Genomic DNA, 25,062 nt, shown 5'->3' on the forward strand with positions numbered 1-25,062 from the left:
ATCGTCGGGCGACGGCGCCCGCCACGCACCGGCCCCCGCCCGGGCGCGAGGACTTCACCAGGGAATTCACCCGGCGGCCGGCGCGCGTCGACCTCCCACGACGGGCGGGCGAGGTGCGGCAGACTGGACGGACGAACGGCGAGAGGAGCGCACGGGTGGCGAAGCGCACGAGCGAGAACGTCCCCGCCTGGCTGCGGACGTCGGCCGGCTGGTCGTGGCGACTCATCGCCCTGACCGCGGCCGTCGCGCTCGTGTTCTGGGCGACGGTGCAGGTGCAGCTCGTCTTCATCGCGGTGTTCCTCGGGCTGGTGTTCGCCTCGGTCCTCAACCCCGTCGCGGACTTCTACGCCAAGGTCATGCCGCGCGCGCTGGCCACCGCGCTCGCGATCCTCAGCGCGTTCCTGGTGCTGGGCGGCCTGCTCACGTACGTGGTCGCGTCGGTCGCGGGGCAGTGGGAGCAGCTCGCCGGCCAGTTCGACACCGGCGTGCAGCAGATCCTCACCTACGTGGAGAGCGGGCCGTTCGGGCTGTCCGTGACCGGCGACCAGATCAACGAGTGGATCGACCAGGGGCGGCAGTGGATCGCCGACAACGCCGACTCCCTGGTCAGCCAGGCGGCGCAGAGCGCGGGCTCGGTCTTCGAGGGCTTCGCGATCTTCGCCCTGTCCATCTTCTGCACGGTCTTCTTCGTCGCGTCGGGCGGCAAGATGTGGCGCTGGTTCCTGGGCCAGATCCCCGAGGAGCACCGCAGCCGGTGGCAGGCGGCGGCCGGTGCGGGCTGGTACAGCTTCTCCGGCTACGCCCGCGGCACCGTGATCATCGCCTTCGTCGACGGCGTGCTGGCGTTCATCCTGCTGACCATCCTCGGGGTGCCGCTCGCGGCGCCGCTGGCCGTGCTGGTCTTCATCGGCGCCTTCATCCCGCTGATCGGCGCGCCGCTGGCGATGATCATCGCGGCCGTCGTCGCGCTCGCGGCCAACGGGTTCGTCACGGCGCTCATCGTCACGATCGGCATCGCGCTCATCGGCCAGCTCGAGGGGCACGTGCTGCAGCCGCTGATCATGGGCAAGCAGGTCGCGCTGCACCCGCTCGTCATCGGCCTCGGCGTCACCGCCGGCACCGTGCTCGCCGGCATCCTCGGCGCCATCATCGCGGTCCCGCTCATGGCGGTGGCGTGGACGGTCTTCTCCACGCTGCGGGGCGACCGGCCGCATCCCGAGCTCGACGAGTCGTCCGGGCCGGGCGACAGGCCGCTCGCCGTGGCCCCGATCGTCACCCCGCCGGACGGCGACGGTGCGGCGGGCGCCGGCGCCCAGGGGTCCGGGGAGACTCCGGACAAATAGCGATGAGGCCGTCGGCCCCGGCGTGCCACGATGCCCCGATGGAGCCGTTCGTCCTCGCCACCGACCGCGTCCGCCTGTCCGTCCCGACCGGCGCCGACGTCGACCGCATCGCCGAGATCTGCGCTGACCCCGCCATCGCGCGGTGGACCACGGTGCCGTCGCCGTACACGCGCGCCGACGCCGAGGGCTTCGTCACGGGGATGGTGGCCGACGGCTGGGCCCAGGAGACGAGCTTCACCTGGGCGGTCCGCGACCCCGGCGACTCCGACGGGCCGGTGCGGGGCATGGTGGGGATGACGTGCGAGGGCGTGCCGGGCACGGACCGGATGGGTGAGCTCGGCTACTGGTGCGCCCCGGACGCGCGGGGCCGGGGCCTGACGACGGAGGCGGCGCGCCTCGTCGTGGACTGGGCGCTCGACCCGGAGGGGCTCGGCCTCGCACGGGCACACTGGCTGGCGTACGTGGGCAACTGGCCGTCACGCCGCGTCGCGTGGAAGCTCGGGTTCCGCTACGAGGGCACCCTGCGCCGGTTCGGGCTGCAGCGCGGCGCGCGGCACGACTCGTGGGTCGGCTCGCTGCTGCCGGAGGACCCGCGTGAGCCGAGCGAGCCGTGGCCGGCGGAGGCCCCCTCGGCCTGACCGCGACGGGCCGGTCCGGCGTTTCGGGTTGCCGCGGGGCGCGACGACGTGACATCGTCGACGCCGTCCCCGCGGCCTCCGCCGCGCGTGAGAGGGGACGGCTCCAGGACGAGAGGCACAGCAAAGCGATGACGGGCACCCGGACGACCGCCTGACGCGTCGACCCCGAGGCTCCCCGCCGGCACGCCCGAGTGCCAGGCCGAGGGAGCGGCGTCGACGCACCCGCCGTCCGCCGTTCCCGCACCGCTGGAGTCCTCCGTGCCCGCTGCTCACCCCTCCGTCGTCCTGCACGACCTCACCTTCTCCTGGCCCGACGGGGCCACCCCCGTCGCCGGCGTGTCCGGAGCGTTCTCGCGTGGCCGCACCGGCCTCGTCGGCCTCAACGGCGCGGGGAAGTCCACCCTGCTGCGGCTCGTCGCGGGCCGGTTGCGCCCGACGTCCGGCTCGATCAGCGTCTCCGGCGTCGCGGACTACCTCCCGCAGCGCCTCACCCTCGACACCCACGCCACGGTCGCCGACCTCCTGGGCGTGCGCGACGTCGTCGACGCGGTGCGCGCCATCACCTCCGGCGACGTGCCCGAGGACCGGCTCGCCGCGCTGTTCGACGTCGTCGGCGACGGCTGGGACGTCGAGGAGCGGGCGATCGCCGAGCTCGCCGGCACGGGGCTCCCGGCCGACGGCGGCGTCCTCGACCGCCCCGTCGGCACCCTCTCGGGCGGCGAGGCGATGCTCGTGGCCGTCACCGGCGTGCGCCTGCGCGGCGCGGACGTCGCGCTCCTGGACGAGCCCACGAACAACCTCGACGGCGACGCCCGCGAGCGGCTGCACGAGATCGTGCGCACGTGGCGCGGGGCGCTCGTCGTCGTGTCCCACGACCGGGAGCTGCTCGAGCTCGTCGACGAGACGGCCGAGCTGCGCACGGGCTCGCTCACCACCTACGGCGGCACCTACGCGCAGTACGAGGAGCACCTGGCCGCGCAGCAGGAGGCCGCCCGCGCCGCGCTGCGCGACGCCGAGCAGGTGCTGCGCCGCGAGAAGCGCGAGCGAATCAAGGCCGAGGAGCGCATCGCGCACTCCGAGCGCCGCGGCCGCACCGACGTCGTCGAGCGGCGCTACGTCAAGGCGCAGATCAACGACCGGCGCAACTCCGCCGAGAAGTCGCAGGCCGCCCGACGCGGCCAGGCCGCCGGGAAGGAGGCCGACGCCCGCGCGGCCGTCGAGGCCGCCGGGCTCGCGGTGCGCGACGACGCCCGCATCGTGGTCGACCTGCCCGACCCGGACGTCCCCGCCGGGCGCCGGCTCGCCGTGCTGCGCGGCACCGATGGGCGCGAGGTCGTGATCGCCGGGCCGGAGCGCGTGGCGCTGACCGGCCCCAACGGCGTCGGCAAGACGACGCTGCTGGAGCGGCTCGTGGGCGCGGCCCCCGTGGGCGCCGACGGGGCGGACGCCGTCGGGATGGGCGCGGTCGCTGAGGCGCTCACCGACCGGGTGGGCTACCTGCCGCAGCGGCTCGACGTGCTGGACGACGACCAGACGGTGCTCGACGCGGTCCGCGCCGGCGCCCCCGACGTCGCGCCCGGGGAGCTGCGCAACCGGCTGGCGCGGTTCCTCGTGCGGGGCGACCAGGTGGGCCGGCCCGTGGCGACCCTGTCCGGCGGCGAGCGGTTCCGCGTCGCGCTGGCGCGGTTGCTGCTGGCCGACCCGCCGGCGCAGCTCCTCGTGCTCGACGAGCCCACGAACAACCTCGACATCGCGAGCACGGACCAGCTGGTGCAGGCGCTGGCCGCGTACCGCGGCGCGCTGCTGGTCGTGAGCCACGACCGGGCGTTCCTCGACCGGCTCGGCCTCGACGCCGAGCTGCGGCTGGAGCGCGACGGCCGGCTGCTGCCGACCGACCGTCGCGCTCCCGGCGCGTGACCGGACGCCCAGGACGGGTCAGGAGCAGGCGAGCTCGCCGTCCGCCGGGGCCGTCCCGGTGCCGATGAAGCCCACCGTGGTGCTCTGTCCCGCGCCGAGCGTGGCGTTCCACGCGGCGGGGGTGATGACACCGTCGGTGAGCTCGCCGCCCCAGACGTTCGACGTGGTGATGCCGTCGGCGGCGACCCGCCAGCCGTCGACGCCGGCGTCGCCGGCCGTGACCACGACCTCGCCCTGGTAGCCGCCCGCCCACGTGGTGGTCGTGGAGAAGGTGGCGGTGCAGGCGCCGTCGGTGGGTGTCGTGCCCTCGGCGAGCGTGGTGAACGACACCGCGTCGGTGAGGGCGGACACCGCCCCGGTGTGGTCGTTGCGGGCCCGGACCGCGACGGTGTAGGCGGTCTCGGGCTCCAACCCGGTCACGTCGACCATCGGCGCTCCGTCGGTGGACGCCAGGACGTCGCCCGTCGCCGGGTCGACGACGTCGTACCCGGTGACGCACCCCGTCGTCCCCGCGCCCCACATGACGTGGGCCGAGGTGGCGGTGATCGCGCTGGCCGAGAGGTCGCCGAGCGGCGTGCCCGGCGCCTCGTCCGGGCAGGCGTCGGGCGGGTCGACGGGCCCCGTGCCGTCGCCGATGCCGGTGACCTCCCCGTCGCCGCCGTCGAACGCCACGTCCGAGCAGCTGTAGAAGTTCTCGCTGCTGTCCGAGCGCACCCAGTGCGTGAACACGATGTGCAGGCCCGTGCGGTCGGCGGGCAGCGTGACGTCCCAGTAGTAGTAGTTGTCGCCGCCCGGGCCGCCGGTGTCCGGCGGGTCCGTCACCGAGTCGATCAGCTCGAGGTCGGACCAGCCCAGCGGCTGGGTCGGGTCGAAGCCCTCCTTCGTCACGTAGACGTCGAACCGGCCGGGGTGCTCGGCCCAGTTGTTGTGCTGGAACTCGTACGTGGCGCCGGCGGTGAGGTGCGTCGTCGGCCAGTCGGTGCGCGGCGCGTTGAAGGCGGAGAAGTCGTACGGGCCGCGGTCGCCGCCGGAGCAGATGGTCCCGTCCGGGATGTAGCCCTCGGTGCGCCCGGCGCCGTTCGAGTCGAGGTTGCCGAACCAGTTGTAGTACGCGTTGGGCCCGCTCTCGGCGAGCGCGTCCGCGCAGGCAGGGTTCGACGGGTCGAGCTGCCCGTTCGGGGTCTGCGCGTCCACCCAGCACAGGTACTGCCGGGAGCCGGGGAACACCTCGGCCCCGTGGGCGGCCGCCGGCTGTCCGACGACGGCCACGAGGCCGACGGCGGCCAGCACGGTGGCCGCGAGGGATGCCGCGAGTCTTCGCATGATGGTCCTCCTCCTTGAGGTCGTGCGACCGACGGTGGTCCACGGTGCGGACGCCGTCACCCCGGCTAAACGTTTCGCCCGCGGGCGCCGGTACGGTGGCGGGGTGACGTCCCAGCCCCTCGCCCCGCGCCCGAGCACGCCCTCCACCAAGCACCCCACCGCCGAGCAGGAGGTCGTGGGGATCTGCCGCGACCTGCTGCGGATCGACACGTCCAACTACGGCAACGGCGAGGGGCCGGGGGAGCGGAAGGCGGCGGAGCTCGTCGCCGGGCTGCTCACCGAGGTGGGGCTCGAGGTGGAGCTGTTCGAGTCCGAGCCCGGCCGCACGTCGGTCGTGACGCGGCTCGAGGGCGCCGACCGGTCCCGCCCCGCGCTGGTGCTGCACGGGCACACCGACGTCGTGCCCGCGGCCGCCGGCGACTGGTCGGTCGACCCGTTCGCCGGCGAGGAGATCGACGGCCTGCTGTGGGGCCGCGGCGCCGTCGACATGAAGGACATGGACGCGATGATCCTGGCGGTCGTGCGGCAGATGGTCCGCGAGGGCCGGCGCCCCGCGCGCGACGTCGTGGTCGCCTTCTTCGCCGACGAGGAGGCGGGCGGCGTGCGCGGCGCGCAGTGGGCCGTGCGGCACCGGCCCGAGCTCTTCGAGGGCGCCACCGAGGCGATCAGCGAGGTGGGCGGGTTCTCCGTGGAGGTCGACGGACGGCGCGCCTACCTGCTGCAGACGGCGGAGAAGGGCCTCGCGTGGCTGCGGCTCGTGGCCGACGGGCGCGCCGGGCACGGCTCGCAGGTCAACACGGAGAACGCCGTGACCGAGCTCGCGGCGGCGGTCGCGCGGATCGGGCAGCACCCGTGGCCGTACACGCTCACCCCGACGGTGGAGAAGCTGCTGCGCGGGGTGTCCGACCTCACCGGGCTGCCGTTCGACGGCGAGGACCCCGCCGCGGTGGACGCGCTCGTCGCGGCGCTGGGCCCGGCCGCCAGGTTCGTGGGCGCCACCGTGCGGCACACGTCCAACCCGACGCAGCTGGACGCCGGCTACAAGGCGAACGTCATCCCCGGCCGCGCCGAGGCCACCGTCGACGTGCGCCTGCTGCCGGGGCACGAGGAGGAGGGGATGGCGACGCTGCGCGAGCTGGCCGGTCCGGCCGTGCGGGTCGAGCCGATCCACACCGACACCGCGCTCGAGGTGCCGTTCTCCGGGGACCTCGTGGACTCGATGGTCGCCTCGCTCCTCGCGGAGGACCCGGGGGCCGCGGTGCTGCCGTACACGCTGTCCGGCGGCACGGACAACAAGTCGCTGTCCCGGCTGGGCATCACGGGGTACGGGTTCGCGCCGCTGCGCCTGCCCGCCGACCTCGACTTCTCCGGGATGTTCCACGGCGTCGACGAGCGGGTGCCGGTCGAGTCGCTGCGCTTCGGCACGCGCGTGCTGGACCGCCTGCTGCGCGACTGCTGACCACGCCGTCGTCCGCCGTCGTCCGCCGTCGTCCGCCGTCGTCGGCCGTCGTCAGCCGCCCAGGTGGGCGAGCAGGTGGCGGGTCTGCTCGACGTACCCTCCGCCGAACAGCACGGCGTGCACGGCGAGCGGGTACAGCTGGTGCAGCGGCACCCGCTCGCGCCACCCGGGGGCGAGGGGCCGGGCGGCGTCGTAGGCCGCGAGGATCGCGTCCAGGTGCGGTGCCCCGAAGAGCGCGAGCATGGCGAGGTCGGCCTCCCGGTGCCCGCCGTGGGCGGCCGGATCGATGAGCACCGCCTCCGCCGACCCGGCCGGTCCGCGCGACCACAGCACGTTCCCCGACCACAGGTCGCCGTGCACCCGGGCGGGCGCCTCGCGCGCCGCGGGGCCCGCGAGGCGGCCGAGCCGCCCGCACACCCGCTCGACGGCGGCCGCGTCCCGCGCCGTGAGCACGCCGCGCTCCCGGCCCTGCGCCACGATGGGGCGCAGCCGGGCGTGCGCGTAGAACGCGGGCCAGTCGCCCCACGTCCCCGCCGCCAGCGGCAGGGGGTCGTCGAGCGGGCCGAAGTACCCACGCTCGGCGCCGGGCGGGAGGACGCCGAACCCCGCGGCGCCCGCGCCGTGCAGGACGGCGAGGCGGCGGCCGAGGTCGCGCGCGGCGTCGGGCGTGGGCCGCGCCGGGTCGACGCGTTCCAGGTCGAGGTGCTCCGGGCCCTGCGCGAGCACGCGGGCGACGCGCGGGCCGCCGGGCACGCCGAGCCAGCGCAGCCCGGCAGCCTCGGTGGCGAAGAACCCCGGCGGCGCGTGGGACCGGGACTTGCGGAAGACGTCGGCCATCGCGGTGCTCGTGCCCGTCCCGGCGGGTCAGAACGTGGCGCTGACCTTGATGATCTTGCGGCGCAGCCACACCCGGCGCTCGCCGCCGATGTAGAGACGGGTGCGTGCCAGCTCCCACCGGCCGTACTCGGCCTCCTCGGTGAGCATCTTGCGCGCGTCGGGGACGCTGGTGCCCCGGTCGATGGTCAGCACGCGGTACTCGTACTGTCCGTGCTTGCGCCAGGCGGACGGCGCGCCGGAGCGCGCGTCCGCCTGCGACGTCGACGGGATCGAGGCCATCCGCTGTCCTCCCGAAGTGCTGGCGGGCGGTTTTCGTCTGCCCATTGTGCCCCGTGGGGCGCTACGGTCGGAGCATGACCGCAGACCCGCGTGCCGCGCTGGACCGCTTCGTCGCCGCGCTCGAGGCCCACTACCACGCGGTGTCGACCCGCAGGGGTGACGACGACCCCGCGGTCGACGACGCCTACGAGGTCCTGGCCGACGCGTTCGAGGTCTACGAGGACGCGTTGGCGCAGGTCTACTCCGAGGTCACGCCGTTCTTCCTCGACGACGGCGACGACGATGACGACAGCGACGACGACGATGACGACGAGGACGACGACGAGGACGAGGACGACGACCTCGACGCCGAGCTGGACACCGACCTCGAGGGCGGGGCGCCCGCGGGCCGACCGGTCGACGAGCCGGGCCAGGCCTACCAGCGCTCGGGGTAGCCGATCTCCGGGGCGGACACGTCGTCGAGCGCGGCGTGCACCTCGCCCGGCAGGTCGAGGTCCACGGCCGCGAGCGACGCGCGGAGCTGGGCCGGGGTCCGCGCCCCGACGATCGCGCTCGCGACGGTGTCGCGGGCGAGCAGCCAGGCGAGGGCGACCTCGAGCGGTGCCCGCCCGAGCCCGTCGGCCGCGGTCGCCACGGCCTCGACGACGGACGACGCGGCCGCGTCCAGGTAGGGGTCGACGAACGCGGCGAGGTGCGCCGAGGCCGCGCGGGAGTCCGCCGGGATCGCGCGCCGGTACTTGCCGGTGAGCACCCCGCGCCCCAGCGGCGACCACGCCAGCAGCCCGAGACCGAGGGCGTCGGCGGCCGGGACGACGTCGCGCTCCGCGCCGCGCTGCAGCAGCGAGTACTCGAGCTCCAGGGCACTCAGGCCGGTGCCGTCCGCCTCCAGCAGCGTCGCGGCCCGCGCGGACGCCCAGCCGGGGTGGTTCGACAGGCCGACGTAGCGCGCCCGGCCGGAGGACACCGCGAGCCGCATCGCCGACACGGTCTCGGCGAGCGGCGTCGCCGGGTCGGGGCAGGCCACGAGGAACAGGTCGACGTGGTCGGTGCCGAGCCGCTCGAGGGACGCGTCGAGGTCCGCGAGCAGGCCCGCCCGCGACGCGTCGACGCGGGCGCCCGACCGGCCGGCGCGGACGCCGCCCTTGGTGCACAGCACCACGTCGTCGCGCGCGACCTTCCCGTCCAGCAGGGAGCCGATGACGCGCTCCGCGTCGCCGTCGCCGTACGTGGCGGCCGTGTCGACGAGCGTCCCGCCCGCGTCGACGAAGTCGCGCAGCTGTTCCGCCGCGTCCAGGTCGTCGGTGTCCCGCCCCCAGGTCATGGTCCCCAGGCCGAGCTCGGACACGCGCAGGCCCGTTCGGCCCACCTGACGACGCTCCATGGCGGGCCACGCTACCGGGAAACCTCGCTGGTCCGGGTAGTGTGACCGCCCGTGAATGCCTGGGAAGCGATCCTGCTCGGCCTGGTCCAGGGCCTGACCGAGTTCCTGCCGATCTCGTCGAGCGCGCACCTGCGCATCGTGGGGGAGCTGCTCGGCGGGACCGACCCCGGCGCCGCGTTCACCGCGATCACCCAGATCGGCACCGAGGCCGCCGTGCTGCTCTACTACCGGCGCACCATCCGGGACATCTGCGTCGCCTGGTGGACCTCCCTCGTGGGCAGGCACGGCAGCGACTGGCGCTCCCGGATGGGCGCCCACGACGACCAGGCGCGCATGGCCTGGTACATCGCGCTCGGCTCGATCCCGATCGGCGTGCTCGGCCTGCTCTTCCAGGACCAGATCGAGACGTACCTGCGCAACCTCTGGATCACCGTGACGACCCTCGTCGTCTTCGGCCTGCTGCTCGGCTGGGCGGACAGGATCGGCCGGCGCACCCGCCGGCTCGACGAGCTCACCCCGAAGCGCGCGATCTCGTTCGGGTTCGCGCAGGCGCTCGCGCTCATCCCGGGCGTGTCGCGCTCCGGCGGCACGATCACCGCGGGGCTGCTCATGGGCTTCACCCGCAAGGCCGCCGCGGACTACTCGTTCCTGCTGGCCATCCCCGCCGTGCTGATGTCCGGCTTCTACCAGCTCGCCAAGTCCGTGGGCGAGGACCCGGCGCCCGGCTCGCCCGGCGCCGGCGCGACCCTCGTCGCGACGCTCGTCGCGTTCGTCGTCGGGTACGTCGTCATCATCGGCTTCCTCAAGCTCATCACCACGCACTCCTTCATGCCGTTCGTCTGGTACCGCCTCGGCCTCGCCGCCGTCGTCGTCGTGCTGCTGCTGACCGGTGTGCTCACCGCGAACGGCGGGATCGTCGTCTGACATGGTGATCCGGCCCCACCGGAGGGCCGGTAGCCTGGGCGCGTGCGTTCCTGGCCCGCCCCGCAGATCCCCGAGCTCCCCGACCCGGCCGACGGCCGCCGCACCCCCGTCCGGGTGCACGACAGCACCACCGGACGGCTCGTGGACCCGGCCCCGGGGGACACGGCCCGCTACTACGTCTGCGGGATCACCCCGTACGACGCGACCCACCTCGGGCACGCGAACACCTACCTGGCGTTCGACCTGCTGCACCGGGCGTGGCTCGATGCCGGCAAGGACGTGACCTTCGTCTCGAACGTCACCGACGTCGACGACCCGCTGCTCGAGCGCGCCACGGCCACCGGCGTCGACTGGCGCGACCTCGCCGCCGACCAGATCGCCCTCTTCCGCGAGGACATGACCGCCCTCGGCATGGTGCCGCCCGCCACCTGGACCGGCGCCGTCGAGTCCGTGCCCGCGGTGGTCGCCGCCGTCGAGAAGCTCCTGGACGACGGCGCCGCCTACCGGGTGCCCGTCGAGCCCGGCGCCGGCGGGGACGACCCCTGTCTCGGCGACGTGTACGCCGACCTGTCCGCCGACCCCGACTTCGGCCAGGTGGCGCGCCTGGACCCGGAGATCATGGCGAAGCTCTTCGCCGAGCGCGGCGGCGACCCGCAGCGCGAGGGCAAGAAGAACCCGCTGGACCCGCTGCTGTGGCGGCGCGAGCGCCCCGGCGAGCCCGCGTGGGACGGCGCGTCCCTGGGCACGGGTCGTCCGGGCTGGCACATCGAGTGCGCCGTCATCGCCCGCGACGGGCTGGGCCTGCCGTTCGACCTGCAGGGCGGGGGAGCGGACCTGCAGTTCCCGCACCACGAGATGTCCACCTCGCACGACCGCCTGCTGGGCGGCGGCGGGGCGGGGGTGCACGTCCACGCCGGTCTCGTCGCCTACGAGGGCGAGAAGATGAGCAAGTCGCGCGGGAACCTCGTGTTCGTGTCCGCGCTGCGCCGCGCCGGCGTCGACCCGATGGCCATCCGGCTCGCCCTGCTGGCGCACCACTACCGCGCCGAGTGGGAGTGGACCGACGCCGACCTCGACGCCGGCGTCGCCCGGCTGGAGCGGTGGCGGTCCGCGGTCTCCGGCAACGGCGGCCCCGACGCGTCCGCGACCCTGGCCGCCCTGCGCGCGGCGCTCGCGGACGACCTCGACGGGCCCGCCGCGCTCGCCGCCGTCGACGCGTGGGCCGACACCGCGCTCGCGCCCGGGCGGGACACGGCCGACGACCACGAGGGCGCCCCCGGCGTCCTGGCGCGCGCGGTGAACGCGCTGCTCGGCGTCCGCCTCTGAGCCGTCGGAGGGGTCAGCCCTTGTCCGGTCCCTTGTCGGTGCCTCGGTCGGTGCCCTTGTCGCCGCCGACGTCGCGCCGCCGCAGGTAACGCTCGAACTCCCGCGCGATGGCCTCGCCCGTCGCCTCGGGCAGGTCCGCGGTGTCCTTCGCCTCCTCGAGCTGCTGCACGTACTCGGCGATCTCGGCGTCGTCGGAGGCCAGCTCGTCGACGCCGTGCTGCCACGCCTCGGCGTCCTCGGGCAGGTCGCCGAGCGGCACCGGGGCGGCGATGAGCTCCTCGACCCGGGTGAGGATGGCGAGCGTGGCCTTGGGCGACGGCGGGTTGGCCACGTAGTGCGGCACCGCCGCCCACAGCGACACCGCCTGGAACCCCCGCCGGTCGGCCTCGTGCTGCAGCACGCCCACGATGCCCGTCGGGCCCTCGTACGTGCTCGGCTCGACGTCGAGCACCGCCTGGAGACCCGAGCTCTCCGTGGTCGCGGTCATCGGGATGGGCCGGGTGTGCGGCACGTCGGCGAGCAGGGCGCCGAGGGTCACGACCGTACGCACGCCGAGCTCCGCCGCCAGGTCCAGCAGCTCGGCGCAGTAGGAGCGCCACCGGAACGACGGCTCGATGCCGTGCACCAGCACCACGGTGCGGTCGGGCAGCTCGGCGACGGACACGGTCGTGGTCGGCCAGGTGACGGTGCGCACCCCGTCGGGGCCGGTCTCGATCACCGGACGGTTCACCTGGAAGTCGTGGTAGTCCTCGGGGTCGAGCTCGCGCACCTGGCGGGCGTCCCACACGTGGTCGAGGTGGGCGAGGGCCGCCGTGGCGGCGCTGCCGGCGTCGTTCCACCCCTCGAACGCGGCGATCATCACGGTCTGCCGTGCGGCGTGGCGCCCTGTGGTCTCCGGCTCGGTCGTCATCCGTCCAGCGTATACAGCGCGCGACGGGCCGGAGGTCGCCGCGCGGGGCGCGTGCGGGCTCACCTGCGAGCGCACATGAGCATGGTCGTTGACACGTGGGACCGATCCTGGTTCGGTACGGGAAGGCGCTTACCAACGGAGGTGACCGTGCCTGCGACGACGAGGTCGACGAGCTTCTTCCCCCGGTCCGTCCCACGCCCCGCCCGGCCTGCACGGCGGGCGGTGACGGCGGCGTCCGCGCTCGCCGCGCTCTCGCTGCTGCTGGCCGGCCTGACGGCCCCCGCGGCGCACGCCGACCCGGTCGGCGGCCCGCCCGCGATCTCGCCCGACGACGCGGCGACGGTCGGCTGGGCCACGCAGGGCGGCGGGACCGACGGCGGGGCCGGCGCGCCGGCGGGCTCCGTGTCGGTCGTGACGGACCGCGCCGAGCTGCTCGCCGCGCTGGACAACGGCGGGCGCCGGGACGAGCCCAAGGTGGTGTACGTCAGGGGCACGATCCACGGCAACGAGGCGGCCGACGGGCGCCTGCTCGGCGAGCAGGACTACGCGCCAGGGTACGACCTGGACAAGTACCTGAGCTGCTTCGGCGACGAGGGGTGGAGCGACGCCCTGCACGACTACTGCGGCGCGCAGCGGCGGCTGCGCACCACCGGCAGCAACAACCTCAAGCGGCAGATCGAGATCTCCGTCCCGAGCAACACGACGCTCCTCGGCCTCGGCGACGACGCCGGCTTCGACGCGGCCACGCTCATGCTCCACCTGAGCCACGACGTCGTGATCCGCAACCTCACCCTCGAGGCGCCCGTCGACCACTTCACGTCGTGGGACCCGTGGGACGGCGAGCTGGGGGCGTGGAACGCGCGCTTCGACGCGATGTCGTCGGTGACGTCGACGAACGTGTGGGTCGACCACGTGACCTTCACGGACGGCCGGTTCCCGGACAGCGCCGCGCCGACGGGGCCGAACGGCCGCCCGGTGAACTTCCACGACGGGCTGTTCGACGTCAAGGACGGCAGCGACCTGATCACCGTGTCGAACAGCCGCTTCACCGACCACGACAAGACCCTGCTCATCGGGTCGGGTGACGACAACGCGGACACCGACGCCGGCCGCCTGCGGATGACGTTCGTCGGCAACGCCTTCGAGGGCATCTGCCAGCGGGCGCCGAGGGTGCGGTACGGGCAGGTGCACGTGCTGAACAACTGGTACCGCGGGTCGTCCCGGGACCCGGTGTCACCGGTGACCGGGGACCACTGCTACGGCATCGGGCTCGGCATCGAGTCGAGCGTCGTCTCCGAGGGCAACGCCTTCGACTACACGGGCCCCGGCACCGGGCCCGGCATGGCGGTGTCGAACTGGAACGCGACCCGGTTCTCGGACTCCGGGTCGTGGTTCCGGGGCAGCGCCGTCGACCTCGACGACGTGGTCACCGACGGCACCGCGGGCCCGGTCCGGCCCGCCGGCTGGGACCCGGCCGACGTCTACCCGTACGAGCCGCTGGACGGGTACGCCGCGGTGAAGCACCACGGCAAGCACGGGACGGGTGCGGGGGTGCTGGAGGTGGCCCGGCCCTGACGGTGTGCCCCGTCTCACGAGGGCGCGGGGCGGGGGTGCGCGGGCCGGTCCGTACGATGGACGGGTGCCCGAGACCCTCGCCCCCGCCCCGCAGACCGCCACCCCGACCCTGCCCGCGGCCGTCCTGTGGGACATGGACGGCACCCTCGTGGACACCGAGCCGTACTGGATCCGGGCCGAGCAGGAGCTCGTCGCCGAGCACGGCGGCACGTGGAGCCACGAGCAGGCGCTGCAGCTCGTCGGGAACGCGCTGACGGTCTCCGCCGCCATCGTGCGCGACCAGGGCGGCGTGGACCTGCCGCTCGACGAGATCGTCGACCGGCTGCTCGGCCGGGTCGTCGAGCAGGTGCGCGAGCGGGTGCCGTGGCAGCCCGGCGCGCTGGAGCTCCTCACCGCGCTCGCCGACGCCGGCGTGCCGTGCGCGCTCGTCACCATGAGCTACGCGTCCTTCGCGCAGGAGGTCGTCTCGCGGGGCCCCGCCGGGGCGTTCGCGACGCTCGTCACCGGCGACCAGGTGGCGCGCGGCAAGCCGGACCCCGAGCCCTACCTCCTCGCGGCGGAGCGCCTCGGCGTCGACGCGGCCGCCTGCGTGGCCATCGAGGACTCGCCCACGGGCATCGCCTCGGCGCGCGCCGCCGGCATCGCGACCCTCGGGGTCGAGGCGGTCGTGCCCGTGCCGCACCTGGACGGGCTCAGCCGCGCCGCCTCGCTGGAGAAGGTCGACGTCGCGACCCTCGCGCGCATCGGCGCCGGCGAGGTCGTGGACCTCACCCGCTGAGGGGCCCCGTCCCGTCCGGCTCCACGCCGAGCCGTTCGCGCAGCGCGCCCGGTGGGATCGCGGGCGGCGTGCCGCCGAACGCGGGGCACAGCGCCTGGTGCGCGCACCACCCGCAGAGGCGGCCGGGGCGAGGGCGCCAGTCGCCCGTCGCGGCGGCGTCCTGGATGGCCGACCACAGCGCCCGCACCTTCGTCTCCGTCGCCTCGAGCTCCCGCTCGGCCGGCTCGGCGCGCAGCACCTGGCCGTCGCCGAGGTACAGCAGCTGCAGCATGCGCGGCAGCTCGCCGCGCTCGCGCCACAGCACGAGGCCGTAGAAGCGCATCTGGAACAGGGCCGAGCCCTCGAAGCCCAGCCCGGGTGCGCGGCCGGTCTTGTAGTCCACCACCCGCAGCGCGCCGTCGGGTGCGACGTCAAGCCGGTCCACGATCCCGCGCAGCACGGGCCCGTCGTCCAGCGCCGTCTCGACGCGCAGCTCGCGCGACTCCGGCTCCAGCCGGTTGGGGTCCTCGAGCGTGAAGTACGTGCCGACGAGCCGGCGGGCACGGCCGAGCCACTCCGACGGCGTGGTGCCGGCCGCGTCGCCGCCCTCGTCGAACAGGGTCGCGTACCGCGGCTCCGCCTCGACGAGGCGCTCCCACTCGACCGGCAGCAGCGCGGCCGCGGCCTCCGGCGTGCGCTCGCCCCGCGGCGCGTCGTACAGGCGCTCGAGGACGGCGTGCACCAGCGTGCCCCGCGCGGCGGCGGACGCGGGCGGCTCGGGCAGCCGGTCCACCACGCGGAACCGGAACAGCAGCGGGCAGCGCATGAAGTCGGCCGCGCGCGACGGCGACAGCGCCGGGGCCCGCAGCGCCGTCGGGTCCGGGGCGGCGGTCGTCGTCATGCGCGCCACCCTACGGGCGGGCGCCGACAGCCAGGCCACCCGCCCGACCCGCCCGACCCGCCCGGCCCGATAGCCTGACCGGGTGACCTCTCGCTCCCGGGGCTGGGTGATCGGCCGCATCGCGGGCGCGCCCGTCCTCGTCACCCCGTCGTGGTTCCTCGGCGCCGTCGTCCTCACCCTCGTCTTCGCGCCGTCGGTGCGGACGTGGTTCGCACCCCAGCTCGGGACGACGGCGGTGCTCGTCGTCGCGGCCGCGTTCGTGCTGCTCCTCTTCGGGTCCGTGTTCCTGCACGAGGTCGCGCACGCCCTGGTCGCCCGGTCGCGCGGGCACCGTGTCACCGAGATCGCGCTGACGCTGTGGGGCGGCCACACGGCCTACACCGGGTCAGGCGGGCGCCCGCTCGACGGCGCCCTCGTGGCCGTGGTCGGCCCGCTCACCAACCTCGTGCTCGCGGCCGCGTTCTGGGTCGTGTACCTGCTGCAGCCGGTGTCGTCCGTCGCGACGGCGCTGCTCCTGGCCGGGGCGTTCTCGAACGCGTTCGTCGGGCTGTTCAACCTGGTGCCGGGGCTGCCGTTGGACGGCGGGCAGATCCTCGAGTCCGCGGTCTGGGGCGCGACGGGCTCGCGCGCGCGGGGCACGCTCGTGGCGGGCTGGGTCGGGCGTGCGGTCGCGGTCGGCGTGCTGGTCGTGGCGCTGCTGTGGCCCGTGCTCGAGGGGCGGCGGCCGTCGTGGGTGACGGTCGCGTGGGCGGCGCTCATCGGCGCGTTCCTGTGGTCCGGTGCCGGCGACGCGATCAAGGGAGCGCAGACCCGGGCCCGGGTCGCGGGGCTGTCGGCCCGTGGCCTGGCCGTGCCGGCCGTCGTGATCCCGGTCTCCACCACGGTCGCGGGCGTCTCCGACGCGGCCGCGCGCCACCCGGGCGCGGTGCTCGCCGTCGTCGGGCCCGCCGGGGAGCCGGTGGGCTGGGTGGACCCGGGTGCGGTCGCGACCGTGCCCGCGGGCCAGGCCGGCGCCACGCCGGTCGAGGCCGTCGTCGTGCCGTTCCCGCCCGGGTCGGCGGTGAGCCCCGACCTCGAGGGGGACGACCTGCTCGACCGTCTCGCCCGCGGCTCCTCCGGGGCGCGCGTCGTCCCCGTCGTGGAGGGCGGCCGCGTGACGGGCGTGCTCGACGTCGCGCGGGTCGCGGCGGCGCTGCGCGGGTAGCCCGCCCGCGCGACGGCGTGGCCCGCGGAGCGGCCGGTAGACTCGCCCGTCGTGACCTCCGCCGACGCCACCGCGCCCGAGAACCGCCCGACCGTCGACCCGACACCGGGGACGAGCCGCAGCGCCACGGGCGCGGACCTGCGCCGGGGGCCGCTGCGCGAGGGCGACCGGGTGCAGCTCACCGACCCGAAGGGCCGGCTGCACACCATCACGCTCAAGCCCGGCGGCACGTTCCACACGCACAAGGGCTACTTCCGCCACGAGGACCTCATCGGGCGCCCCGAGGGGTGGGTCGTGACCAACACCGCGGGCGTCGAGTACCTCGCGCTGCGCCCGCTGCTCAGCGACTACGTGCTGTCCATGCCGCGCGGCGCCGCCGTCGTCTACCCCAAGGACGCCGGCCAGATCGTGCAGATGGCGGACATCTTCCCGGGGGCACGGGTCGTGGAGGCCGGGGTCGGCTCCGGCGCGCTCACGATGTCGCTGCTGCGCGCCGTCGGCGACACCGGCGCGCTGCACTCCATCGAGCGCCGCGAGGACTTCGCCGCCATCGCGCGAGGCAACGTCGAGTCGTTCTTCGGCGGCGAGCACCCGGCGTGGCGGCTGTCGATCGGCGACCTCGCGGACGTGCTGCCCACCGTGGCCGAGCCGGGCAGCGTCGACCGCGTCGTGCTGGACATGCTGGCGCCCTGGGAGAACGTCGACCCGGTCGCCCGGGCGCTCGTGCCCGGCGGCGTGCTGATCTGCTACGTCGCGACGGCCACGCAGCTGTCCCGCACGGCCGAGGACCTGCGCGCCGACGGGCGGTTCGCGGAGCCGCAGGCGTGGGAGTCGATGGTGCGCGGCTGGCACCTCGAGGGGCTCGCGGTGCGCCCGCAGCACCGGATGATCGGGCACACCGGCTTCCTGATCACGGCGCGGCGGCTCGCCGACGGCGTCACGCCGCCCGAGCGCACCCGCCGCCCGGCCAAGGGCTCCTACCCCGCCCCCGACGCCGAGTGGTCGGAGGAGGAGCTGGGCGAGCGCGCCGTGTCGGACAAGAAGATCCGCCGCGTGCGGCGCGACCTCGGCGTCGCCCCCGACGACGCGCAGGGCTGACGGGCCGGCGGCGACGACCCGCGGCAGGTCACCGGGAGGTCTCGGTCGTGTGAACCTCGCGACCGCTCCGTGAAATGAACCCCCGGACCCCGGCGTTCTTGCTTAGGGTGCTGTCTCCGGGGGCGCCTTCCCGCCCGGGGAGGTGGTCACCCGGGACGCACGAGAGGGGATGCGATGTCCGACAACCCTGTCCGCCCGGAGCCTCGACCGGAGCAGCCGGCGCTGCCCACGGGACCGAGCCACGACGCACAGCTCGCCCTCCTCGCCGCCAAGAACGAGCGGCTCGCCGAGGCGCTCCGCGCCGCCCGCGACCAGATCGTGGAGCTCAAGGGCCAGATCGACGAGCTCGCCAAGCCCCCGGGGACGTACGCGACGTTCCTCGCCGCGCACGAGGACGGCTCCGTCGACATCTCGTCCGCCGGCCGCAAGATGCACGTGCAGGCGAGCCCCGGCCTCGACACCACCGAGCTGCGCCCCGGCCAGGAGGTCAAGCTCAACGAGGCGATGACCGTCGTCGAGGTCGGCGGCTACGAGCGCACCGGTGAGCTGGTGACGGTCAAGGAGGTGCTCGACGCCGAGCGGGTGCTCGTCGTCGGGCGGGCCGACGAGGAGCGCGTCGTGCGCCTCGCCGGGTCGGTCGCCGACGCCGAGCTGCGGGTGGGCGACGCGCTCACGGTCGACGTGCGCAGCGGGTTCGTCTACGAGGTGGTGCCGAAGTCGGAGGTCGAGGAGCTCGTCCTCGAGGAGGTGCCCGACATCGCCTACGAGGACATCGGCGGCCTGGGGCCGCAGATCGAGCAGATCCGCGACGCCGTCGAGCTGCCCTTCTCGCACCCCGACCTCTTCCGCGAGCACGGGCTGCGGCCGCCCAAGGGCGTGCTGCTGTACGGCCCTCCCGGGTGCGGCAAGACACTCATCGCGAAGGCCGTGGCGAGCTCGCTCGCGGGGATGGTCGCGAACGGCGGCGACGCCGGAGCCAAGAGCTACTTCCTCAACGTCAAGGGCCCGGAGCTGCTCAACAAGTACGTCGGCGAGACGGAGCGGCACATCCGCCTGATCTTCGCCCGCGCCCGGGAGAAGGCGACGCAGGGCACCCCCGTCGTGGTCTTCTTCGACGAGATGGAGTCGCTGTTCCGCACGCGCGGCACCGGCCTCTCGTCGGACGTCGAGACGACGATCGTGCCCCAGCTGCTCGCCGAGATCGACGGCGTCGAGCGGCTCGACAACGTCATCGTCATCGGCGCGTCGAACCGCGAGGACATGATCGACCCGGCCATCCTGCGGCCCGGCCGCCTGGACGTGAAGATCAAGATCGAGCGGCCGGACGCCGAGGGCGCCACCGAGATCTTCGGCAAGTACCTCACGCCGGAGCTGCCCATCCACCCCGACGACCTGGCCGAGCACGGCGGGAGCCAGACCGAGGCCATCGGGGCGATGATCCGCAGCGTGGTGGAGCGGATGTACTCCGAGGACGAGGAGAACCAGTTCCTCGAGGTCACGTACGCGTCGGGCGACAAGGAGACCCTGTACTTCAAGGACTTCAACTCCGGCGCCATGATCCAGAACGTCGTGGACCGGGCCAAGAAGTCGGCGATCAAGGACTTCCTGTCCACGGGGCAGCGCGGCATCCGGGTCGAGCACCTCCTGTCGGCCTGCGTCGACGAGTTCAAGGAGAACGAGGACCTGCCCAACACCACCAACCCCGACGACTGGGCGCGCATCAGCGGCAAGAAGGGCGAGCGCATCGTCTTCATCCGCACGATCGTGCAGAAGAAGGGCGGGGACGGCGCCCCGCGCACCATCGACACGGTGACCAGCACGGGGCAGTACCTGTAGCCACCTGCGGCCCTCGCGCCGCCGTGCGATCGAGGTATCCGTCTCGAGGGCGACCAGTGCGTCGACCGCGAGACGGGTACCTCGATCTCGTCTGCCGCCGCCTAGGGTGGTGGCGTGAGCGTTCGTCGCGTGATGGGGATCGAGACCGAGTACGGCGTGCTGGCACCGGGGCGGCCGATGGCCAACCCCATGCTCATGAGCTCGCAGGTGGTGATGACGTACCGGGCGCTGGTGGCGCGCGCCGGGACCCGCCCGCCGGCCCGCTGGGACTACGACGACGAGGACCCGCTGCAGGACGCGCGCGGGTTCCACCTCCAGCGCGCGTCGGCCCACCCCTCGCTCCTCACCGACGACCCGTCCCGCCCCGCGCCGTCGGGCCCCTCGTCGCCCGGCCCGGCGGCGGGCAGCACGCCCGCGTCGGCCCAGGTGGCCTCCGCGGCCGGCACCCCTGGCGGGACAGCCCGCGGGCGGTCGCGGGCCGCCCGGCAGGAACCGGAGGAGGTCGAGCGGCCGTCGGTCGAGGACTACGACGACCCGAGCGCGGCCAACTGCATCCTCACCAACGGCGCGCGGCTCTACGTCGACCACGCGCACCCCGAGTACTCGTCCCCGGAGGTCACCGGGCCGCGCGACGGCGTCCTGTGGGACGTCGCGGGGGAGCGGGTCATGCTGGCCGCGGTCCGGTCGCTCGCCCAGGTGCCGGGCGGCGACGTGGTGCTCTACAAGAACAACGTGGACGGCAAGGGCGCCAGCTACGGCACGCACGAGAACTACCTCGTGGACCGGGCCCTGCCGTTCGGCACGCTCGTCGACCTCTTGACGCCGTTCCTCGTCACGCGGCAGGTGTTCGCGGGTTCCGGTCGGGTGGGCCTGGGCCCGACGGGCGCCGAGGCGGGCTTCCAGCTCTCCCAGCGCGCCGACTACATCGAGGCGGAGGTGGGCCTCGAGACCACGCTGCGCCGCCCGATCGTCAACACGCGCGACGAGCCGCACGCGGACCGCACGCGGTGGCGTCGCCTGCACCTCATCATCGGGGACGCCAACCTCTTCGAGGTCGCGACGTTCCTCAAGCTCGGCACCACCTCGCTGGTGCTGTGGGTGCTCGAGCACCTCGACGAGCTGGCCGGGGCGGGCGTGCCTGCCCGGGAGGAGCTCGCCGCCCTGCGGCTCGCCGACCCGGTCGCGGACGTGCAGCGGGTGTCGCGCGACCTCACCCTCGCCGTCCCCCTCGAGCTCGCCGACGGCCGCCGCCTCACCGCGCTGGAGATCCAGGAGGCGTACGCCGACGTCGTGGCGAGGTCGGTCGCCGCGCTCGGCACGCCGGGTGACGACGAGACCGCCGAGGTGCTGGACCGCTGGCGCTCGGTCCTCGGCCGCCTGGCCACCGACCCGGCGACGTGCGCGCGCGAGGTCGAGTGGGTCGCGAAGCGGCGGCTCCTGGAGCGCATGCGGACGCGGGACGGCCTCGGCTGGGACCACCCCCGGCTGCACGCGCTGGACCTGCAGTGGACGGACGTGCGGCCCGAGCGCGGCGTCTACCATCGCCTGGTCGCGTCGGGCGCCGTCGAGCGGCTCGTGGACGAGGAGCACGTCGCGGACGCGGTGCACCACGCCCCGGCGGACACGCGTGCCTGGTTCCGCGGCGAGGTGATGGCCCGGTACGCCGACCAGGTCTCGGCGGCGAGCTGGGACTCCGTGATCTTCGACGTCCCGGGCGCCGCGGCCCTGCAGCGGGTGCCGATGCTCGACCCGTCGCGCGGGACGCGGGCCCACATCGGTGCGCTCCTCGACGCCAGCCCGGACGCGGCGGCGCTGCTCAAGGGCCTGCGCGGCGAGGGCTGAACGCGTGCCGGCCGGGCGCTGACCGGCGACGACGGCACGAGGGGGCCCGGAGGACCGCGCGCGGGCGGAGTCGTTCAGCCCTGGGCGCAACGCACGTGGACGCTGCCGCGCGGTGTCGGCCGCAGCGCATAGGCTGGCGTCGCGAGACACTCCCGGGGCTCCTCGTCGGGAGGCCCGCACAGCGAAGGAGGCGGACCATGGCCGGTCAGGAACGGATCAACCCGCAGCACGACGACCGCACGCCGGACGACGACGCGGACGTCCCCGCCCCCGTCGCCCCGGCGGCGACGGACCGGGACGCCGAGGTGGACTCCCTGCTGGAGGAGATCGACGAGGTCCTCGAGAGCAACGCCGAGTCGTTCGTCCGTGGCTTCGTCCAGAAGGGCGGCCAGTGAGCGCCCATGACCCACGCTGACACCTCCGGACGGCTGCCGGACGCGTTCCTGCGCCCCGGCTCGTCCTCGTTCGTGGACTTCCTCGCGGGCCACGCGCCCGACCTCCTGCCCGGGCGCCGCGACGTCGGCGGCACGGGTGCGCCCGCCGACGGTCTCGCCCCGCACGCCACCACGATCGTGGCGCTGACGTTCGGCACCGACGACGGCGGCCGCGGCGTGATCATGGCCGGCGACCGCCGGGCCACGGCGGGCAACCTCATCGCCAGCCGCGAGATGGAGAAGGTCTTCGCCGCCGACGCCTACTCGGTGGTCGGCATCGCGGGGTCGGCGGGCGTGGCGATCGAGCTCGTGCGCCTCTTCCAGCTCGAGCTGGAGCACTACGAGAAGATCGAGGGCTCCCTGCTGTCGCTCGACGGCAAGGCCAACCGGCTGTCCACGATGATCCGCGGCAACCTGCCGCTGGCCATGCAGGGGCTCGCCGTCGTGCCGCTGTTCGCGGGCTACGACCTCGACCGTGGCTACGGGCGGCTGTTCAGCTACGACGTCACCGGGGGCCGGTACGAGGAGCACGACCACCACACGGTCGGCTCCGGCTCGGTGTTCGCGCGCGGCGCGCTGAAGAAGCTGTGGCGGCCGGGGCTCGACGCCGACGCCGCCGTCGGGGTGGCGGTCGAGGCGCTGTACGACGCGGCCGACGATGACAGCGCCACGGGCGGCCCGGACCCCGTGCGGCAGATCTGGCCGGTGGTGAACGTCGTCACCGCGGACGGCGTGCGTCGGGTGTCCGACGACGAGCTGTCCGCGACGGTCGCGCGGATCGTCGACGAGCGCGGGGCCGCCCACCGCGCCGCCCACGGCGACCGCCCGGCGGGCGGGACCCGGCCGACCGACCAGGGAGGGGCACGCGCATGACCATGCCGTTCTACGTCTCGCCCGAGCAGCTGATGAAGGACCGGGCGGACTTCGCCCGCAAGGGCATCGCCCGCGGCCGGTCCGTCGTCGTGCTCGCGTACGAGGGCGGGATCGCGTTCGCCACGGAGAACCCGTCGCGCGCGCTGCACAAGATCTCGGAGATCTACGACCGCATCGCGTTCGCCGCGGTGGGCAAGTACAACGAGTTCGAGAACCTCCGGGTCGCGGGCGTGCGCTACGCCGACCTGCGCGGGTACTCCTACGACCGCACCGACGTGACCGCGCGGGGGCTCGCCAACGCGTACGCGCAGACGCTCGGCACGGTGTTCACCACCGAGTCCAAGCCGCTCGAGGTCGAGCTGGTCGTGGCCGAGGTGGGGGACACGCCGGCGGCCGACCAGATCTACCGCCTGTCGTACGACGGCTCGGTGGCGGACGAGCACGGGCACGTCGTCATGGGCGGGCAGGCGGAGCAGCTGGGCGCGCGCGTCGCCGACGCCTGGCAGGAGGGGATGACCCTCCCGCAGGTGCTCGCGCTCGCGGTGCGCACGCTCGGCGCGGTCGGGTCGGACGGGTCCGTCGCCGCGGAGGGTGAGGAGCGCGAGATCGCGCCCGCGGGCCTCGAGATGGCGGTGCTGGAGCGCGCCGGGCGACGGCGGGCGTTCCGCCGGCTGCAGGGCGCGACGCTGGCCGGGCTGCTCGAGCAGCCCGGCGACTGAGCAGGGTCGGGCAGCAGGGTCGGGCAGCAGGGTCGAACGAGGGGAGACGTCGTGGACCGCAGGATCTTCGGTCTGGAGACCGAGTACGGGGTGACGTGCGCGGCGGACGACGGGCGCGGGCTCTCCGCGGACGAGGTGGCCCGCTACCTGTTCCGCAAGGTCGTGGCGTGGGGGCGGAGCTCGAACGTCTTCCTGCGCAACGGTTCGCGCCTCTACCTCGACGTGGGGTCGCACCCGGAGTACGCGACGGCGGAGTGCGACGACGTGCACCAGCTCGTGGCGTACGACCGGGGCGGAGAGCGCATCCTCGAGGGTCTGGTCGCCGACGCCCAGCAGCGGCTGGAGCACGAGGGCCTGTCCGGCAAGGTGCACCTGTTCAAGAACAACACCGACTCCGCGGGCAACTCCTACGGCTGCCACGAGAACTACCTCGTGCGCCGGCAGGGCGACTTCTCCCGCTTGTCCGAGGTGCTGGTGCCGTTCCTCATCACGCGCCAGGTGCTCACCGGCGCGGGCAAGGTCCTCGCTACCCCGCGCGGCGCCGTCTACTGCCTGTCCCAGCGCGCCGACCACATCTGGGAGGCCGTCTCCAGCGCGACCACCCGGTCACGGCCGATCATCAACACGCGCGACGAGCCGCACGCGGACGCCGAGAGCTACCGCCGCCTGCACGTCATCGTCGGCGACTCGTCGATGGCCGAGCCGACCACGATGCTCAAGGTCGGCGCCACCGACCTCGTGCTCCGCCTCGTCGAGGCCGGCGTCCCCATGCGCGACCTCACCCTCGAGAACCCCATCCGCGCGATCCGCGAGATCAGCCACGACCGCACCGGCCTGCACCCCGTGCAGCTCGCCAACGGGCGCACCGCGACGGCCGTCGACATCCAGTGGGAGTACTTCCACCGCGTGCGCGAGCACGTCGACGCGCACGCCGGGGCCACCCCCGTCGTCAAGCAGGTCCTCGACCTGTGGGAACGCGGTCTGCGCGCGCTCGAGTCCGGCGACCTGACCCTCGTGGACCGCGAGCTCGACTGGGTCATCAAGCTCAAGCTCATCGAGCGCTACCAGGCCAAGCACGACCTGCCGCTCGACGACCCGCGTATCGCCCGCCTCGACCTGGCGTACCACGACATCTCCCGCACCGAGGGGCTGTACAACCTGCTCGCCGCGCGCGGCATGGTGGAGCGCGTCGTCACCGACCTCGAGGTGTTCGAGTCGACCGCCGTGCCGCCGCCCACCACCCGCGCCAAGCTGCGCGGCGACTTCGTGCGCGCCGCGCAGGAGGCACGCCGCGACTACACCGTGGACTGGGTGCACCTGAAGCTCAACGACCAGGCGCAGCGGACCGTGCTGTGCAAGGACCCGTTCAAGAGCGTCGACGAGCGCGTGGATCGGTTGATCGAGTCGATGTAGTGGCGGTTGCGGTCGTGGGGTTGCGGTCGCGGGTCGTGGTTGCGGTCGGGGCGCGGCGGTTTCTCCGCGCGGA

General features: G+C 74.5%; 23 protein-coding genes. 17 read left to right on the forward strand and 6 right to left on the reverse strand.

Features of this window, described 5'->3' with window-relative positions:
* The first annotated feature begins 155 nt into the window (after positions 1 to 155).
* From ACQP60_RS05070 to ACQP60_RS05080, 3 genes are all read left to right on the forward strand, one after another.
* The gene (locus ACQP60_RS05070; protein ID WP_429729026.1) at positions 156 to 1,343 is read left to right on the forward strand and encodes an AI-2E family transporter; all 1,188 of its coding nucleotides are present in this window, start codon (positions 156 to 158) and stop codon (positions 1,341 to 1,343) included.
* A 38-nt stretch (positions 1,344 to 1,381) separates the two neighbouring features.
* Positions 1,382 to 1,981, forward strand: coding sequence for a GNAT family N-acetyltransferase (locus ACQP60_RS05075; protein WP_429729028.1), 600 nt, complete (start codon positions 1,382 to 1,384; stop codon positions 1,979 to 1,981).
* A 258-nt stretch (positions 1,982 to 2,239) separates the two neighbouring features.
* Complete coding sequence (locus ACQP60_RS05080) at positions 2,240 to 3,898, forward strand: ABC-F family ATP-binding cassette domain-containing protein (protein WP_429729030.1); 1,659 nt, start codon at positions 2,240 to 2,242, stop codon at positions 3,896 to 3,898.
* A gap of 18 nt (positions 3,899 to 3,916) precedes the next feature.
* Here the strand turns inward: ACQP60_RS05080 and ACQP60_RS05085 are convergent, their stop codons facing one another.
* Complete coding sequence (locus ACQP60_RS05085) at positions 3,917 to 5,221, reverse strand: lytic polysaccharide monooxygenase (protein ID WP_429729032.1); 1,305 nt, start codon at positions 5,219 to 5,221, stop codon at positions 3,917 to 3,919.
* A gap of 103 nt (positions 5,222 to 5,324) precedes the next feature.
* Here ACQP60_RS05085 and ACQP60_RS05090 point away from each other — a divergent pair, with 103 nt between their 5' ends.
* Positions 5,325 to 6,680: a M20/M25/M40 family metallo-hydrolase gene (locus tag ACQP60_RS05090; RefSeq protein WP_429729034.1), complete on the forward strand. Its 1,356-nt coding sequence runs from the start codon at positions 5,325 to 5,327 to the stop codon at positions 6,678 to 6,680.
* Positions 6,681 to 6,731: 51 nt separating this feature from the next.
* Here the strand turns inward: ACQP60_RS05090 and ACQP60_RS05095 are convergent, their stop codons facing one another.
* Positions 6,732 to 7,517: a fructosamine kinase family protein gene (locus ACQP60_RS05095; protein ID WP_429729036.1), complete on the reverse strand. Its 786-nt coding sequence runs from the start codon at positions 7,515 to 7,517 to the stop codon at positions 6,732 to 6,734.
* 27 nt (positions 7,518 to 7,544) lie between these two features.
* Entirely contained in the window at positions 7,545 to 7,796 is a 252-nt protein-coding gene (locus tag ACQP60_RS05100; protein ID WP_429729038.1) for a DUF5703 family protein, read from the reverse strand.
* A 74-nt stretch (positions 7,797 to 7,870) separates the two neighbouring features.
* Between ACQP60_RS05100 and ACQP60_RS05105 the strand changes: the two genes are divergently transcribed.
* Entirely contained in the window at positions 7,871 to 8,230 is a 360-nt protein-coding gene (locus tag ACQP60_RS05105; RefSeq protein ID WP_429729040.1) for a primosomal protein, read from the forward strand.
* Here ACQP60_RS05105 and ACQP60_RS05110 read toward each other — a convergent pair.
* The gene (locus tag ACQP60_RS05110) at positions 8,212 to 9,177 is read right to left on the reverse strand and encodes an aldo/keto reductase (RefSeq protein ID WP_429729042.1); all 966 of its coding nucleotides are present in this window, start codon (positions 9,175 to 9,177) and stop codon (positions 8,212 to 8,214) included. The two genes, ACQP60_RS05105 and ACQP60_RS05110, sit on opposite strands and share 19 nt — an antisense overlap.
* Before the next feature lie 51 nt (positions 9,178 to 9,228).
* On the opposite strand from ACQP60_RS05110, the gene ACQP60_RS05115 reads away from it, so the two are divergent.
* Together ACQP60_RS05115 and mshC are read left to right on the forward strand one after the other, a co-directional pair.
* Positions 9,229 to 10,101, forward strand: a complete 873-nt coding sequence (locus ACQP60_RS05115) for an undecaprenyl-diphosphate phosphatase (protein ID WP_429729044.1) — start codon at positions 9,229 to 9,231, stop codon at positions 10,099 to 10,101.
* A 42-nt stretch (positions 10,102 to 10,143) separates the two neighbouring features.
* Positions 10,144 to 11,427 carry a cysteine--1-D-myo-inosityl 2-amino-2-deoxy-alpha-D-glucopyranoside ligase gene (gene mshC / locus ACQP60_RS05120; protein ID WP_429729046.1) on the forward strand — a complete coding sequence of 428 codons (1,284 nt, stop codon included), beginning with the start codon at positions 10,144 to 10,146 and terminating at the stop codon, positions 11,425 to 11,427.
* A 13-nt stretch (positions 11,428 to 11,440) separates the two neighbouring features.
* Here the strand turns inward: mshC and ACQP60_RS05125 are convergent, their stop codons facing one another.
* Positions 11,441 to 12,337 carry a PAC2 family protein gene (locus ACQP60_RS05125; protein WP_429729049.1) on the reverse strand — a complete coding sequence of 299 codons (897 nt, stop codon included), beginning with the start codon at positions 12,335 to 12,337 and terminating at the stop codon, positions 11,441 to 11,443.
* A 147-nt stretch (positions 12,338 to 12,484) separates the two neighbouring features.
* Between ACQP60_RS05125 and ACQP60_RS05130 the strand changes: the two genes are divergently transcribed.
* On the forward strand, positions 12,485 to 13,912 hold the full coding sequence (locus tag ACQP60_RS05130) for a pectate lyase family protein (protein ID WP_429729051.1): 1,428 nt from the start codon (positions 12,485 to 12,487) through the stop codon (positions 13,910 to 13,912).
* A 64-nt stretch (positions 13,913 to 13,976) separates the two neighbouring features.
* A complete protein-coding gene (locus tag ACQP60_RS05135) occupies positions 13,977 to 14,690 on the forward strand; it encodes an HAD family hydrolase (RefSeq protein WP_429729053.1) in 714 nt (237 codons plus the stop codon).
* On the opposite strand, the gene ACQP60_RS05140 is transcribed toward ACQP60_RS05135, so the two are convergent.
* On the reverse strand, positions 14,680 to 15,570 hold the full coding sequence (locus tag ACQP60_RS05140; protein WP_429729055.1) for a RecB family exonuclease: 891 nt from the start codon (positions 15,568 to 15,570) through the stop codon (positions 14,680 to 14,682). The two genes, ACQP60_RS05135 and ACQP60_RS05140, sit on opposite strands and share 11 nt — an antisense overlap.
* An 82-nt stretch (positions 15,571 to 15,652) precedes the next feature.
* On the opposite strand from ACQP60_RS05140, the gene ACQP60_RS05145 reads away from it, so the two are divergent.
* The 8 genes from ACQP60_RS05145 to pafA all read left to right on the forward strand — a co-directional run bounded on the left by ACQP60_RS05145 (position 15,653) and on the right by pafA (position 24,989).
* Complete coding sequence (locus ACQP60_RS05145) at positions 15,653 to 16,774, forward strand: site-2 protease family protein (protein WP_429729057.1); 1,122 nt, start codon at positions 15,653 to 15,655, stop codon at positions 16,772 to 16,774.
* Between the two features lie 51 nt (positions 16,775 to 16,825).
* Entirely contained in the window at positions 16,826 to 17,872 is a 1,047-nt protein-coding gene (locus tag ACQP60_RS05150) for a tRNA (adenine-N1)-methyltransferase (RefSeq protein WP_429729059.1), read from the forward strand.
* Positions 17,873 to 18,046: 174 nt separating this feature from the next.
* Positions 18,047 to 19,708, forward strand: coding sequence for a proteasome ATPase (gene arc, locus ACQP60_RS05155; protein WP_429729061.1), 1,662 nt, complete (start codon positions 18,047 to 18,049; stop codon positions 19,706 to 19,708).
* Positions 19,709 to 19,840: 132 nt separating this feature from the next.
* Positions 19,841 to 21,550: a depupylase/deamidase Dop gene (gene dop, locus ACQP60_RS05160; protein ID WP_429729951.1), complete on the forward strand. Its 1,710-nt coding sequence runs from the start codon at positions 19,841 to 19,843 to the stop codon at positions 21,548 to 21,550.
* Positions 21,551 to 21,747: 197 nt separating this feature from the next.
* The gene (locus tag ACQP60_RS05165; RefSeq protein WP_429729063.1) at positions 21,748 to 21,945 is read left to right on the forward strand and encodes a ubiquitin-like protein Pup; all 198 of its coding nucleotides are present in this window, start codon (positions 21,748 to 21,750) and stop codon (positions 21,943 to 21,945) included.
* 6 nt (positions 21,946 to 21,951) lie between these two features.
* Positions 21,952 to 22,857, forward strand: a complete 906-nt coding sequence (gene prcB, locus ACQP60_RS05170; RefSeq protein ID WP_429729065.1) for a proteasome subunit beta — start codon at positions 21,952 to 21,954, stop codon at positions 22,855 to 22,857.
* Entirely contained in the window at positions 22,854 to 23,576 is a 723-nt protein-coding gene (gene prcA, locus ACQP60_RS05175; protein ID WP_429729067.1) for a proteasome subunit alpha, read from the forward strand. Before prcB ends, prcA begins: the two co-directional genes overlap by 4 nt.
* A gap of 51 nt (positions 23,577 to 23,627) precedes the next feature.
* Positions 23,628 to 24,989, forward strand: a complete 1,362-nt coding sequence (pafA, locus tag ACQP60_RS05180) for a Pup--protein ligase (protein ID WP_429729069.1) — start codon at positions 23,628 to 23,630, stop codon at positions 24,987 to 24,989.
* Positions 24,990 to 25,062 lie beyond the last annotated feature (73 nt).

The organism is Isoptericola variabilis, from assembly GCF_050311655.1.
In the GTDB taxonomy this organism is placed as follows: domain Bacteria; phylum Actinomycetota; class Actinomycetes; order Actinomycetales; family Cellulomonadaceae; genus Isoptericola; species Isoptericola variabilis.

Excerpts from the sequence above, each read along its gene's own strand:
- ACQP60_RS05075 (WP_429729028.1), top strand. The coding sequence starts at position 1,382 with ATGGAGCCGTTCGTCCTCGCCACCGACCGCGTCCGCCTGTCCGTCCCG.
- ACQP60_RS05085 (WP_429729032.1), bottom strand. The coding sequence starts at position 5,221 with ATGCGAAGACTCGCGGCATCCCTCGCGGCCACCGTGCTGGCCGCCGTC.
- ACQP60_RS05095 (WP_429729036.1), bottom strand. The coding sequence starts at position 7,517 with ATGGCCGACGTCTTCCGCAAGTCCCGGTCCCACGCGCCGCCGGGGTTC.
- ACQP60_RS05100 (WP_429729038.1), bottom strand. The coding sequence starts at position 7,796 with ATGGCCTCGATCCCGTCGACGTCGCAGGCGGACGCGCGCTCCGGCGCG.
- ACQP60_RS05105 (WP_429729040.1), top strand. The coding sequence starts at position 7,871 with ATGACCGCAGACCCGCGTGCCGCGCTGGACCGCTTCGTCGCCGCGCTC.
- ACQP60_RS05110 (WP_429729042.1), bottom strand. The coding sequence starts at position 9,177 with ATGGAGCGTCGTCAGGTGGGCCGAACGGGCCTGCGCGTGTCCGAGCTC.
- ACQP60_RS05125 (WP_429729049.1), bottom strand. The coding sequence starts at position 12,337 with ATGACGACCGAGCCGGAGACCACAGGGCGCCACGCCGCACGGCAGACC.
- ACQP60_RS05140 (WP_429729055.1), bottom strand. The coding sequence starts at position 15,570 with ATGACGACGACCGCCGCCCCGGACCCGACGGCGCTGCGGGCCCCGGCG.
- arc (WP_429729061.1), top strand. The coding sequence starts at position 18,047 with ATGTCCGACAACCCTGTCCGCCCGGAGCCTCGACCGGAGCAGCCGGCG.
- dop (WP_429729951.1), top strand. The coding sequence starts at position 19,841 with ATGGGGATCGAGACCGAGTACGGCGTGCTGGCACCGGGGCGGCCGATG.
- ACQP60_RS05165 (WP_429729063.1), top strand. The coding sequence starts at position 21,748 with ATGGCCGGTCAGGAACGGATCAACCCGCAGCACGACGACCGCACGCCG.
- prcB (WP_429729065.1), top strand. The coding sequence starts at position 21,952 with ATGACCCACGCTGACACCTCCGGACGGCTGCCGGACGCGTTCCTGCGC.
- prcA (WP_429729067.1), top strand. The coding sequence starts at position 22,854 with ATGACCATGCCGTTCTACGTCTCGCCCGAGCAGCTGATGAAGGACCGG.